Annotated in this window: 11 protein-coding genes; 8 read left to right on the top strand and 3 right to left on the bottom strand. The window is 54.2% G+C overall.

Features of this window, described 5'->3' with window-relative positions; translation table 11 throughout:
• Positions 1-33: 33 nt before the first annotated feature.
• Together trpC and E1J53_RS10245 are read left to right on the top strand one after the other, a co-directional pair.
• Complete coding sequence (trpC, locus tag E1J53_RS10250) at positions 34-852, top strand: indole-3-glycerol phosphate synthase TrpC (RefSeq protein ID WP_134272833.1); 819 nt, start codon at positions 34-36, stop codon at positions 850-852.
• Complete coding sequence (locus E1J53_RS10245) at positions 849-1,505, top strand: phosphoribosylanthranilate isomerase (protein WP_134272832.1); 657 nt, start codon at positions 849-851, stop codon at positions 1,503-1,505. The genes trpC and E1J53_RS10245 overlap by 4 nt, the downstream gene beginning before the upstream one ends.
• 63 nt (positions 1,506-1,568) lie before the next feature.
• On the opposite strand, the gene mdh is transcribed toward E1J53_RS10245, so the two are convergent.
• Positions 1,569-2,501 (bottom strand): malate dehydrogenase, encoded by a 933-nt coding sequence (gene mdh, locus E1J53_RS10240; RefSeq protein WP_134272831.1) that lies wholly within the window; start codon positions 2,499-2,501, stop codon positions 1,569-1,571.
• Between the two features lie 140 nt (positions 2,502-2,641).
• Here mdh and E1J53_RS10235 point away from each other — a divergent pair, with 140 nt between their 5' ends.
• Entirely contained in the window at positions 2,642-4,159 is a 1,518-nt protein-coding gene (locus tag E1J53_RS10235; RefSeq protein WP_216650032.1) for a zinc-dependent metalloprotease, read from the top strand.
• Between the two features lie 582 nt (positions 4,160-4,741).
• Here the strand turns inward: E1J53_RS10235 and E1J53_RS10230 are convergent.
• Positions 4,742-5,848, bottom strand: a complete 1,107-nt coding sequence (locus tag E1J53_RS10230) for a TlpA disulfide reductase family protein (RefSeq protein WP_134272829.1) — start codon at positions 5,846-5,848, stop codon at positions 4,742-4,744.
• Positions 5,849-6,391: 543 nt separating this feature from the next.
• Here E1J53_RS10230 and prfA point away from each other — a divergent pair.
• The 4 genes from prfA to E1J53_RS10210 all read left to right on the top strand — a co-directional run bounded on the left by prfA (position 6,392) and on the right by E1J53_RS10210 (position 11,190).
• Complete coding sequence (prfA, locus tag E1J53_RS10225) at positions 6,392-7,456, top strand: peptide chain release factor 1 (protein WP_134272828.1); 1,065 nt, start codon at positions 6,392-6,394, stop codon at positions 7,454-7,456.
• 258 nt (positions 7,457-7,714) lie between these two features.
• The gene (locus E1J53_RS10220; RefSeq protein WP_173021429.1) at positions 7,715-8,530 is read left to right on the top strand and encodes a universal stress protein; all 816 of its coding nucleotides are present in this window, start codon (positions 7,715-7,717) and stop codon (positions 8,528-8,530) included.
• A gap of 24 nt (positions 8,531-8,554) precedes the next feature.
• The gene (pckA, locus tag E1J53_RS10215) at positions 8,555-10,189 is read left to right on the top strand and encodes a phosphoenolpyruvate carboxykinase (ATP) (protein ID WP_134272826.1); all 1,635 of its coding nucleotides are present in this window, start codon (positions 8,555-8,557) and stop codon (positions 10,187-10,189) included.
• Between the two features lie 404 nt (positions 10,190-10,593).
• Entirely contained in the window at positions 10,594-11,190 is a 597-nt protein-coding gene (locus E1J53_RS10210) for a hypothetical protein (RefSeq protein WP_134272825.1), read from the top strand.
• A gap of 30 nt (positions 11,191-11,220) precedes the next feature.
• On the opposite strand, the gene E1J53_RS10205 is transcribed toward E1J53_RS10210, so the two are convergent.
• Complete coding sequence (locus E1J53_RS10205) at positions 11,221-11,709, bottom strand: hypothetical protein (protein ID WP_134272824.1); 489 nt, start codon at positions 11,707-11,709, stop codon at positions 11,221-11,223.
• A gap of 250 nt (positions 11,710-11,959) precedes the next feature.
• Here E1J53_RS10205 and E1J53_RS10200 point away from each other — a divergent pair, with 250 nt between their 5' ends.
• A complete protein-coding gene (locus tag E1J53_RS10200; protein ID WP_134272823.1) occupies positions 11,960-12,331 on the top strand; it encodes a PRC-barrel domain-containing protein in 372 nt (123 codons plus the stop codon).
• The last annotated feature ends 280 nt before the right edge of the window (positions 12,332-12,611 follow it).

Raw genomic sequence — 12,611 nt, 5'->3', positions numbered from 1 at the left:
CGAAAACCGATCAATAATCCCCAAGCTACCTTCATGTCTACCATTCTTGACCGCATCGTTGCCCACAAAAAACTCGAAGTAGAACGCCGTCGGGAACGTTTTCCGATTACGATGCTACGGGACAGCGTGGGGTACGGTTGGGCTCGCCGGAGTTTATCGGCCTCCATTAGCAACAGTAAAGATTTTGGTATCATCGCCGAGTTCAAGCGCAAATCTCCCAGCCAGCAAGACATTAATTTGGGTGCCGATCCCGCTCAGGTTACTGCGGGCTACGCCAGGGCGGGTGCAGCGGGCATCAGCTGCCTGACCGACGTGCAGTTCTTCGGGGCTCACCCCACGGACATTGACGTGGTGCGGCAGACGGTGGATCTACCCGTTATCCGGAAGGATTTCATCGTGGATACCTACCAGCTTCACGAGGCCCGCGCCATGGGCGCGGATGCCATCCTCCTCATCGCCGCCTGTCTGTCTTCCGCCCAGCTGGATGAACTGGCCGCGGAAGCCAAATCCCTCGGTCTGGAGGTCCTCTGTGAGGTTCACAGTGCCGAAGAGGTAAAATTGATTTCGCCACACGTGGACGTAGTGGGCGTCAACAATCGCAACCTCAAGGATTTTTCCGTAAGCATCGCCACCAGTCTGGAACTGGCGGAAATGCTTCCCCGGGAAACGCTGAAAATCAGCGAAAGCGGGATCGAAGACCCCCAATCCATCGTCCGGCTGAAACGAGCAGGATTTTCCGGTTTCCTGATTGGGACGTACTTTATGCGGCAGGAAAACCCGGGAGATGGCTGTGCCAACTTCATCCGGGAAGTCCACGAGATTAATGAACTCTATGACGGAGCAATAGCATGAAAGTAAAGGTTTGCGGCTTAAAGTCCCCCGACAACATCAAAGAGATCCTGGAGCTAGGGGTGGACTATATCGGAATGATTTTTTACGCAAAATCACCACGGTTTGCCGAAAGCCCCGAATTGATGAACTGGCTGCGGCAGCATGAAGCCGCCTTCGAAAACACCCGGAAAGTGGGGGTGTTCGTCAACGCGGAAATCGAGTACATTCTCAACACCGTCCATGATTACCAGCTGGATTTTGTCCAGCTTCACGGTAACGAAAGCGCGGGGTACTGCCGGGAGCTCAAGCTGCTCTGGTCCGTCAACACCCTGCGTAAAGCGAGTATCATCAAGGCCTTTTCCGTAGACGAGGGCTTCGATTTTCGCTCCACGAACGAATACGCGGACAGTTGCCCACTCTTCATTTTCGACACCGGCGGCCATGCCGCCGTGGGCGGAACGGGCCAGCAGTGGGACTGGGATAAACTGGCGGAATACGATAGTCCGGTTCCCTTTCTTCTCAGCGGAGGTATCGGACTCGAGGACGCCGACGCCATCCGGCGGCTGGACCACCCGCAACTGCGCGGGGTGGACGTCAACAGTAAGTTTGAAGTCAGTCCCGGACAAAAAGATGTAACGCGATTGCGCCTTTTCCTGCGGGAACTGAAGGCGTAAAAATGACGGGGGCCGGTCAGTGATCACTGACCGGCCCCCGCGCTAAGTACCTTCTGGACTTGCTTAAACGTCCATGCTCTTGTAGACCTCCAGTACCTCACGAACGTGGTTGGCGGAAGTATTCATGAGCGCCATTTCATCTTCGTTCAGGTTGAGCTCGATGAGTTGCTCGATACCGTTGGTGCCCAGCTTTACGGGAACGCCGAGGAAGATGCCTTCCTGACCGTACTCGCCTTCCAGCAGAGCGCAGCAGGGGAAGATTCGCTTTTCGTCACGCACGATGGCGGCCACCATTTGTGCGGCGGCGGCACCGGGGGCATACCAGGCAGAAGTGCCCATCAGCTTAACGAGTTCGCCACCACCCTTCTTGGTGCGCTCCACGATGGCGTCCAGTTTGTCGGCATCGATCATGTCAGTAACGGGGATACCGGACACGGTGGTGTAACGGGGCAGCGGCACCATGGTGTCTCCGTGACCACCCAGCAGCATAGCCTGGATGTCTTTGGGGCTTACGTCAAGCGCGGTAGCCAGGAAGGCGCGGTAGCGGGCGGTATCGAGAATACCGGCCATACCGAAGACGCGGTTCTTGGGTAGTCCGCTGGCCTGGTAGGCCGCGAAGGTCATCACGTCCAGCGGATTGGACACTACGATGATGATGGGGTTCTTGCTGTGTTCCATGATGGAACGGGTAACCGCAGAAACGATTTTGGCGTTGGTGGAAATCAGATCGTCCCGGCTCATACCCGGCTTACGGGGAATACCGGCGGTGATGACCACGATATCACTATTGGCGGTGAGTGCGTAGTCTTCGGTACCCACCAGGCGGGTGCTGTAATGGTCTACGCTGGCCTGTTGCCAGCTGTCGAGGGCCTTACCCCGGGCAACGTCACCCTTGATGTCCAACAGGACAATTTCACGAACGAGATCATTGTGGGCCAAAACGTTGGCTACGGTAGCACCAACATTACCGGCGCCGACTACGGTTACTTTACTCATGCTAATAAATGGTTTTTTTGCGGTTTAAAGCGGCACGAAAGTAGCTAAAATTGAGCGGACGAACTCAAATGCCGCCAACAAGACGTCTTGTGCCCCGTGGTTTAGTTACTTTTGGGACCGCAAATGACCAAAAAATAACAATGACGAATCGAATTTCATGCTTGCTAGGCGCCCTCCTACTGACCTTCGGGGCACTCTTCGCCCAGCAGTCTTCCGATCTTGATTTCTGCGCCACTCAGGAACGCACCGAGTGGATGAAAAAATATCAGGCGGGACAGATCACACCGGTCACGACCAAATCGCTCAACACGCAATACATTCCGCTTCACCTGGTCATCGTTGGTCGGGACGACGGAACGGGTTACATCAACCCCGTAGACATGCTGGGGGCCATCCAACTGCTCAACACCAGCTTTGCGCAGTATGACATCCAGTTTTTCATCGACGGTGACGTCGACTTCGTCAACAGTAGCGCCTACTACGACCACTCCTTCTCGGTAGGGCGCCAGATGATGTCCGAAAACAACATCCGGGACAAGATGAACGTCTACTTCGTGGATAATGCGGCGGGGGCCTGCGGATACTACAGCCCCGGGCCGGACGCCATTGCCATGTCTAACGGTTGTACGAGTGCTAACAACACGGACTTTGTACACGAAGTGGGCCATTTCTTCTCCCTGGACCACACCTTCTACGGTTGGGAAAGCGTGGGAGAGATTTCCGAGATTAACCTGGAGGACCGTGCGCCCGCCACGGTCTTCTACCGTGGGGAAGATGTTGCGGTAGAGAAGGTCGACGGATCGAACTGTGATGATGCTGCCGATGGTTTCTGTGACACTACTCCGGACTACCTGATGGAGCGGTGGACCTGCAACGGTGCCGGTGAATACCGCGACAGCCTTACCGATCCGGATTCCCTGAAATTTGCGGTTCCTGGCGCCAACTTCATGTCCTACTCCCTGGGAGATTGCAAGGGGGAATTTTCCCCTGAGCAGGTGACGGCCATGCGAACTAATCTCGCCAGTCGCCTGCGCCTGGATGAGAATGGTCCCAGCAACCCCGTCAGCGCCAACGGCGCCGATGTGAACCTCCTGTTGCCCGTAAACAATGCGACCGTTGAGTTCTCCGACTTTGTGGAACTGGTCTGGAACACCACCCCCAATGCTGATTATTATCTCGTGCAGATCAACAGCTCAACCAACTTCACCGGAACGGTACTCGATTCCTACATCACCTCGGACACCTCCATCATCGTGACCGAGAACCTGGTGGCCCGCCGTCGTTACTACTGGCGTGTTCGCCCCGTGAACCGTTATTCGGTGGACAGTGATTACAGTGAAGTCTACCGGTTCCGCAACGGGGAATTCACCGTCTCCACCATGGACGAAACCCTCAATGCGGCACTCACCGTTTCTCCGAACCCCGTCCGCGGGGGGCAGGAGCTCCGCATCGCGGGCCGTGACCTGGGTACTGGAGGCAGCCTGAGCTATCAGCTGCTTGATCCCGCCGGAAGAGTCCTGCAAAGCCGAGAAGGCCTTACCGTGCCGGCCACGGGCTTTACCGACTACATCAGTACCAACGATATGCCCGCCGGCATATACTTCCTCCGTCTCCAACTGGACGATCGGCAGGTTACCCGCCGCGTTGTAGTTTGGTAGTCAAGCCCTTGATCTCCTAAAAAAGCAGGACCGGAAATTTTCGGTCCTGCTTTTTTAGTTCCTTTCTTCACCGTGGATTGGTGCGCGGCTGGTGTCGGTGTTTGGAGTTATATCGTAATTCCTTCCTCCCCCAGGCAGAAGGCCAGTGGTTTACTCTTTTGGATAAAGACCGCCAGGTAAATTGCCTGACGGCACCGGTTACCACGGCCCCCGAAGTAGATTACCTCGTGGGGAGTCTTGGCGGACTCGTAGCGTCGCCACCATTGGTTGAGACGCTGTGCGTCGATGGCTTATTCTTGCGACGGAAGGGACCTGAAAAATTCCGACAAAACTGGTGCGGTTACCTCCAAGAACCAAATGGACTACCCAAAGGGAAGTCTTGGCGGACGCATAGCGTCGCCTCCATATGCTTCGTTCTCACAAGCCTTAACCTTAGCCTTAATTCACGTCCGGCTTGCGCTTGCCCGACCAACCTCCCATTGAGCGGGGAGCAAACCTTTTCCGGGATATACGTCTAAATCAAAAAAAAGCCCCCGGTGATCAAGGCGATCATCGGGGGCTTTAGCAATGGATGTTATCTACTTACAGTACTTGCTGTAAGGCTTGTTCAATTTGGGCGGCGCCACGAAGGCCAACGGCAGCGATTTTGCCCTCCCGGTCAATCAGGAAGGTCTTGGGAATACCGCGTACGCCGTACATTTTGGCGGCCTGGCTATCCCATTTCCGCAGTTCGCTTACGTGGTAGTCCCAGATGAGGCCATCCTTCTGAATGGCGTCGGTCCAACGCTTCTTCTGTCCCTGGTTACCTTGCGCGATTTGCTCGGCGGACAGGCCAGCCGTCCGGCGGGGATCGAGTCCGTCCAGGCTCACGCTGTAGATGGTAAAGCCATCGTCTTTGTACTTATTGTATACCTTGACCACGTTGGGGTTCTCCCGGCGGCAGGGGCCACACCAGCTGGCCCAGAAATCCAGGAGTACTACCTGGCCGCGCAAGTCAGAAAGGGCATACTCCTTACCGTTGGGGTCGGGCAGATTAATGTCCGGCGCGGGCTGACCAACCTGAATCAGCTCTTGGCTCTTGCGCATCGCAATTTGCTGTTCCAGTTGACTGACGTACTGAGCGTAGGTAGCCTTGTTTTTGTCGTCGGCGGGCAGGCGCTCTACGGCAATCTTGTGGATGGGAAGTCCGGCCTCACCGGCCCGACTGAGGCTGTTGATGGCGATGAAGGCCCCGATCTTGGGATCACTCACTGTTTCCACGAGCGATTTTATGTCGGCAATCGTAACGGGAGCTCCCTGGAGCGCCTGCATCCGCTCCTTCATTTCCTTGGCCGAGGCAGATCCCTCAACGGTGAAATCATACTGCTGAAAGGTAGCGAGGTTACCCTTGATGTCGACCAGGCCTTCGTCTTCTCCCAGCGCCACTACGGCCTTTTGGGCCCCAATGCGGAGTTGGTAAACTCCGGAGGGCAGGCCCTCGGGAAAGGCCAGTTCAAAGTTGCCGCCGTTTTCCACGGGCGCATTGGCGAGCACCTCGTTGGCGGAGTTAAAGCCAACGCGATCCAGATATACCTTAAGGCCGTCGGCGCCCTCCAGGTCTCCGCGAATCACGGTGCCTTCCGGCGATGACGAGCAGTGCCAAAGGCTAACGCCCAGCAGCAGAAGCACAAATAGTCTTACAATCTTCATGGAATAGATAGTTTATTCATACAAGGTCTTCCCTGACCCCATAGTTTAATGATTGGTGATCTCGCCGGAAAAAAGGAGCCGGCGGGAGGGAATAAGGATAACGAAAACAAGCTGTTTCCGCGTATACCTTCGTTCCGGCTCCGCTAAGATATAGCTTTTCCGGATTTTAATACTACAATTGTAGTTTAAATTGTCGTTTTGCGACGAGCGCAGGTGCCGTGGGGAGGGAGAAAGAAGAAAGAAGAAAGAAGAAAGAAGGAAGAAGGAAGTAGGAAGTAATGCTGAAGGGAGCAAAGGTTAGGGAGAATTGGTTTAAGTGCCGGTCGGTCATTGCTGATGGCTTTGCGCTTTTACCCAGGCTCCTGGCACCTGCGGTCACGCCAAAATATTGTCCGCGTTTTTTTGAAACACAGCCCGGAAGCAAGCGCTGTTTACTCCCGACGGCAAATGCCCTTCGCGTGGCAACCTTTTGATCCGCCCTTACTGTTTATCTTTGCGGCCCGGAACCTACTCCCCTCCGGAGCTTGTGAAACTATTTACCCCATGCTTGATCAATTAGAGGCCATTTACCATCGATTCAAGAACCTGGAAGAATCCCTTGCGGATCCTGAGGTAATCACCGATGCGGAGAAGTTTACCAAGGTCAACAAGGAGTACGGCAAGCTCAAGCCCATTGCGGATACCTACCTGGAGTACAAGGATCTGCTCGACAATATTGAGAGCAGTGACGCCATGCGCAAAGACCCCGACCCCGAGATGCGGGAAATGGCGCAGCTGGAATACGACGAGCTACGGGAACAGAAGGAAAAAATGGATGAAGAGATCAAGATCATGCTCATCCCGAAGGATCCGGAAGACGAGCGTGATGTGATCATGGAAATTCGCTCCGGTACCGGAGGAGACGAGGCCGCCATCTTTGCCGGCGACCTTTTTGACATGTACAAACGCTACTTTGACTCCCAGGGGTGGAAGATTGAGATCATTGACGAAAACGAGGGAACGGCCGGAGGATACTCCAAACTGGTTTTTGAGGTTCACGGCGAAGACGTTTACTCGGGCCTGAAATTTGAGTCCGGCACGCACCGCGTGCAGCGGGTTCCCAAGACGGAAAGTCAGGGGCGGGTGCATACCTCAGCGGCCACCGTGGCCGTATTGGCAAAAATGGAGGCCGAAGACATCAACATCAACAAGGCGGACCTGAAGATTGACACCTTCCGCGCTAGCGGTGCCGGTGGTCAGCACGTAAACAAGACCGAATCCGCCATCCGTATTACTCACCTGCCAACGGGGATCGTTTCGGAAAGTCAGGACGGCCGCAGCCAGCACAAGAACAAGGAGATTGCCATGGCGCAGCTCTACCGTCGGATCAAAGAGCAACAGGATGCCGCCCTGGCCGGAGAAATTGCCAGTGCGCGAAAGTCGCTCGTCGGCTCGGGAGACCGGTCGGAGAAAATCCGCACCTACAACTACCCGCAAAACCGGGTGACGGACCACCGCATCAACCTGACCCTGCACAGCCTGGATAAGATCATGGCCGGGGGATTGGAGCCCATTATTGAAGGGCTACAGGTAGCCGAGAACGCCGATAAGCTGAAGGAAGGCGTATAAATTCCCTCCCCCTTTCGCCGATTGCTTTCATGCGTATTCCCGTATTCTACCGGGAATGGCGCATCCCGTATTTGCCTTAATTCTTCCCAACACACCACGAGACTTCCCTCCCATCTTCGGATAATTTCTGCCCTGCGAAAAATCACCCGCCTTCATGACGTGGGTCACCTGCCTCCCTTCTGCGGAGTAGGAACTTTGGATCATCAACAAGATCAGACACCGGCAATGATTCCGGTCCTGATCATAAGATCCACTGACATGAAAGATTTTTCCACCATAGTAGTTCCCCACGACTTTTCCCCACAGGCGGACCGGGCCTTGCAGTACGCCATCAAGTTCTTTTACGGCCAGTCCGGAAAGAAGATTCACATCCTGCACATTCTGGACAAAACCGCCAGCCGGGCCGCCGAAGCCACGGCGCTGGAAAGAATCCAGGCCATCATTGACAATTACCACGGCAAGACGAGTGCCCACCTGCACCCAAAGGTGAGCCGCGGGGAAATCCCCACGGCCATTCTGGCGGCCCAGCAGGAGCTGAAGAGCGACGCCATCATTATGGGCACCAAACGGAGCATGCAGGCGTCCGATAATGCCGCCACTAACGCGGCCAATCTGGTGTACGATGCGGAATGTCCGGTCATCGTCATTCCGGATACCGTGGACAGCTTCAAACTGAAGAAGATGGTACTGCTGGTCGGAAAAGAAGACCTGATGGAGCCCGAGAAACTTAGCGTTGCCCTGGTGGTCGCCCGGCAATTTAACGCCGAAATTCACGTGCTGACCTTTTACGATGAAGGAGACCAGGACCTGGCGGGGCAGGACGTCAACGAAGACAGCCTGGCTTACTATTTCGACCGCTTTTACACCCAGCACATCTTCGTCAAGAGCGACGACCTGCTGGAGGGCATCACCCGGTATCTGGACAATCACGACATCGATCTGTTCGCCATCATCCCCAACAACCACGCCCGCCAGGGCAAGCCCAGCGAGGGACGGCTGACGCGATTACTCACGCTCCAGGCCAAAATTCCGCTACTCACCATTGATAAGGTTAACGCCTTCACCAACGCATAAACCCGTTCAAAACCACCAACAATTATGAGCATTCTTTCACCAACTCCGGCTATGGATACCCTGGAGGCCTATGGCCTGAAAAACGTCAAGATTAACTGGAACCTTTCCAAGGAACGCCTGCAGGAAATCACCGTAGAAAAGGGCATGGGCGTGGAAACCGACAACGGTACCCTGGCCATCAACACGGGAAAATTCACCGGTCGTTCCCCCAAGGATCGCTTCATCGTCCGCGACGACTATACCGAAGACAAAGTCTGGTGGGGCAAGGTGAACCAACCCATCTCTCCCGAAAACTTTGATTACCTCCAGCAGGAAATGCTGAAGTATCTGGAGGGTAAGGAGGTTTACGTAAAGGATGCCTACGTCTGTGCGCTAACGGAGTTTAGGACCAACATCCGCACCATTGCTCAGTACCCCTGGTCGGCTTACTTCCTCAACAACATGTTTATCAACCTGACGGAGGAGGAGCAGGCTGCATTCCAGGAAGACTGGTTGATACTCTGTGCTCCCGGCTACGAGTGCCCCGATCCGGAGGCCCGTGGACTGCGGCAGGGTAACTTCTCCATCATCAACTTTTCCAAGAAAATGGCCCTGGTGGCGGGATCCGCCTATACGGGTGAGATGAAAAAGGGCATCTTTGCTTCGCTGAACCTGGTGCTGCCCGTAGAGCACCAGGTGCTGCCCATGCACTGCTCCGCCAACGTGGGAGAAGCGGGAGATACGGCCATCTTTTTCGGCCTTTCCGGCACGGGAAAAACTACCCTATCGGCCGACCCGAACCGCAAACTGATCGGCGATGATGAACACGGTTGGACGAATGAAGACATCATCTTCAACTTCGAAGGAGGATGCTACGCCAAGGCCATTGACCTGAGTCCCGAAAGCGAACCGGAAATCTATGCCGCGGTGAAGCCCGGAGCGCTCCTGGAGAACGTCGTCTTCCACGAAGGCACCAAAACGGTGAACTACGCCGACTCTTCCATCACCCAAAATACCCGGGTGAGTTATCCGTTGAGTCACATCGACAACCTGCAGATGCCTAACTACGGGAAGAATCCGAAAAACGTGTTCTTCCTGACCTGCGACGCCTTTGGGGTGCTGCCTCCCGTCTCCCGCCTGACCCCGGGGCAGGCCGCCTACCACTTCATTTCCGGATATACGGCAAAGGTGGCCGGGACGGAAGCGGGGATTACGGAACCGGTCCCCTCCTTCTCCGCCTGTTTCGGAGCTCCCTTCATGCCCCTGCACCCGACGGTATACGCGGAGATGTTGAGTGAGAAAATGCAGAAGGCCGGCACCAACGTCTGGCTGATCAATACTGGGTGGAGTGGCGGCCCCTACGGAACCGGCTCCCGCATCAAACTGAAGTGGACCCGCCGGATGATCACGGCCTGTATGGAAGGATTGCTCGATGACGTAGAGTACGAACAACACCCCATTCTGGGCCTCCATATGCCCAAATACTGTCCGGGAGTTCCCATTGAGTTACTCGACCCGATCAACACCTGGCTACAGAAGGGTGCCTACGTACGCAAAGCGATTCAGCTGGCGCACTACTTCCACCTGAATTTTGAAAAGTTTGCCGCACAGGCGTCTAAGGAAATCATTGAAGGTGGCCCACTCGTGGAGGAACACCACCAGCTTGACTACGACGTCTAGGGTAAGAACAGTGGATCAAGTCGGAAGTGCCGGCATACCTGGTTTCCGGGGTGTCTGGTGCTTCTGACTTGTGCACTGTATGGGGTTTACGCCCGATGAAACATCTCTTTGGCGATGACGGGTGGAAAATCAGTAGTGAGGAGCAATGTCATTAACGAAGGTGACCTGGATCACTATCCCCCGCCGCCCAAGCACCTACATTTACCATGAAGCCGATAGGGCCACCAGCACACTGCGAGGTTTCCTAAAACCCTAGCTGGAATCAAGGACCTGTCGGTGGGGTTTTAACTTTCGGGCATGTGAGGTAGCCCGAAGTGTCATTAACAATTGGGGTTTTGCCGGTCCGTATTCGGACCGGCTTTTTTCTTCCTACCCGGGTTTACCGATTAGACAAATTAGTCGTCATGCGCAAGAGCTTAACGGTCCTGATCCTACTGCTGGCTACCTGGGGTGGTCTCACCCTATTCGTAGAGAAAGATGGGGAAAGTATTCTTCACGCCTCCGCGCCGCAGGAGGCCCAACAGAAGGTGCTGATCACTTATTCTCCCGATCCCTTTTATAATCTGGACGAACGGGTGTGCGACCACATGGGAGCGGCCTTTCGCGAAAATCAGTGGGGCGTTACGATGGCGACCGTAGGGGCCGCCAGAAGATTGGACCTTGAACGGTACGACGCATTTGTATTTTGCGCCAATACGTACAACTGGTCTCCGGACTGGGCCATCGGTAAGTTTATTCGACAAAGTGCTCCAATTGCGGGCAAACCCGTAATGGCCATTACGCTAGGGAGCGGCTCTACCGCCAGAGCGCAACGGCGACTGGAGCAAAAAATTCAGGAAGCCGGAGGGGTTTTATTGGAGTCGAAAAGCCTCTGGCTTTGGCGCCCCAACGACGAACACCGGATGGAAGAAGAGAACGTAACGGTGGCCTGTGACCTTGCGGCGGCCTGGGCAGACTCCCTGGCCAAAAGCCTACTGGATCAACGGGTCTCCGTGCAATAAGACGTTACAATCACGGTCCATTAAGGGGCCCTACCCTCCCCCCTTGGGAAGTTTTGGCAGGGTAAAGATCGTTTCCGGCCCCTTGGGTAGCCTGCGTTTGAAGGGCGGCTCATAGTTGTCAAGTGAAGTAGCCCGGAAAGTGCGCAGTTCGTCCGTCCGCTGATCCCGAAGGATCATCTCCGCTTCGGTCAACGACACGAGATCATAGTCGATGTAGTAATCTCGTCCCTCCAGATACTTGCGGGATACGATACCCTTGCCCATCACACCATCGACGCCGAGGGTGAGGATTTGCTCGTTCGCGTTCCATTCCCACCTCCCCAGTAAATTACGGGCCGCCCGATCATGATGTGGGCCGGCATCTTCGTCGAAGTTACCTTCGGGATTGAGCCGTAGAAAATATCCATTCCGATGTCCCTCAGAAGTTTCTTCCCACCAGACGGCGGTGAATAAGGAATCCGGCTGGGCACCAAGGCCCAGGCCGCTGAAGAGGAAGACGAAGAGTAGCAATTTGCCCATAACTAAGTAAGTATGCTACCAATAAGACGGGGAAAATTCGGTCTGGGTCAAGAAAAAAACACTTTTTAGGTTCACCTTAACATTCAACGGGCAGTCCCCGAAACAGAAACATTATAATTATTTAAAAATAAATTTATTATGCATTAAACTTTTTCATCATTAATATTGTTATAATGATGTATTTTGTAACGAAAGCGGGGCTAAAACCCTTTTAAACATCTACCCCCCGCAATAGAAGATTTTAAGTATTATGAGTAACCTCATTTTAAGTTCAAGCAGTATTACCGGAACCACCGTCATTAATAGTCAAGGTAAAGAACTTGGTACCATCAAGGATCTGATGATCGATACCAATAATGGCACCATCAATTATGCCGTATTGTCCTTCGGCGGATTTCTTGGCCTGGGTGACAAATACTTCGCCATCCCCTTTGAGGCCTTTACCATCAACGAGACCAAAGAAATGTTCGAACTGAACATCAGTAAGGAGAAGCTAGAAAATGCCCCCGGCTTCGATAAAGACAACTGGCCAAAGAATACCGATCACAATTTCTGGAACGGTCTTTATGACTACTACGGCGTAAAACGCCGCTCGTTCCTGAACGAAAATCAGTACGCCTAATTAAGGCCAATGCACAACCGTGCTACAATTGCTATTAAAGCCCGCACCGTGATTACGGTGCGGGCTTTTGTTTTGTCCCGTCCTTCCTGACCCGGTACTTAAATTTTGTAGTCAAGATTCTAACGCTATTTTGAGTGGGGCCCCTCCCCTTTTCCTACGCAAAATTATCCCGGGTAGCAAAGCGCTCAGAAAACAAGGTGCTTCCGGCAAAAAAATCGACTGCACTCCCCAAAAGAAACAAATCCTGAGTACCTTTGGCCGAATTTTAGAACCCGTCGCC

It is taken from the genome of Lewinella sp. W8 (genome assembly GCF_004375085.3).
Classification (GTDB): domain Bacteria; phylum Bacteroidota; class Bacteroidia; order Chitinophagales; family Saprospiraceae; genus Neolewinella.
The sequence above is the reverse complement of the archived record's forward strand: the minus strand, read 5'-3'. Positions and strand labels throughout refer to the sequence as shown.

What these genes read in the sequence shown, in the direction of transcription:
- E1J53_RS10200 (WP_134272823.1), top strand. Translation starts at nt 11,960, where the DNA reads ATGAGTAACCTCATTTTAAGTTCAAGCAGTATTACCGGAACCACCGTC.
- E1J53_RS10205 (WP_134272824.1), bottom strand. Translation starts at nt 11,709, where the DNA reads ATGGGCAAATTGCTACTCTTCGTCTTCCTCTTCAGCGGCCTGGGCCTT.
- pckA (WP_134272826.1), top strand. Translation starts at nt 8,555, where the DNA reads ATGAGCATTCTTTCACCAACTCCGGCTATGGATACCCTGGAGGCCTAT.
- E1J53_RS10230 (WP_134272829.1), bottom strand. Translation starts at nt 5,848, where the DNA reads ATGAAGATTGTAAGACTATTTGTGCTTCTGCTGCTGGGCGTTAGCCTT.
- E1J53_RS10210 (WP_134272825.1), top strand. Translation starts at nt 10,594, where the DNA reads ATGCGCAAGAGCTTAACGGTCCTGATCCTACTGCTGGCTACCTGGGGT.
- prfA (WP_134272828.1), top strand. Translation starts at nt 6,392, where the DNA reads ATGCTTGATCAATTAGAGGCCATTTACCATCGATTCAAGAACCTGGAA.
- E1J53_RS10235 (WP_216650032.1), top strand. Translation starts at nt 2,642, where the DNA reads ATGACGAATCGAATTTCATGCTTGCTAGGCGCCCTCCTACTGACCTTC.
- E1J53_RS10220 (WP_173021429.1), top strand. Translation starts at nt 7,715, where the DNA reads ATGAAAGATTTTTCCACCATAGTAGTTCCCCACGACTTTTCCCCACAG.
- trpC (WP_134272833.1), top strand. Translation starts at nt 34, where the DNA reads ATGTCTACCATTCTTGACCGCATCGTTGCCCACAAAAAACTCGAAGTA.
- mdh (WP_134272831.1), bottom strand. Translation starts at nt 2,501, where the DNA reads ATGAGTAAAGTAACCGTAGTCGGCGCCGGTAATGTTGGTGCTACCGTA.
- E1J53_RS10245 (WP_134272832.1), top strand. Translation starts at nt 849, where the DNA reads ATGAAAGTAAAGGTTTGCGGCTTAAAGTCCCCCGACAACATCAAAGAG.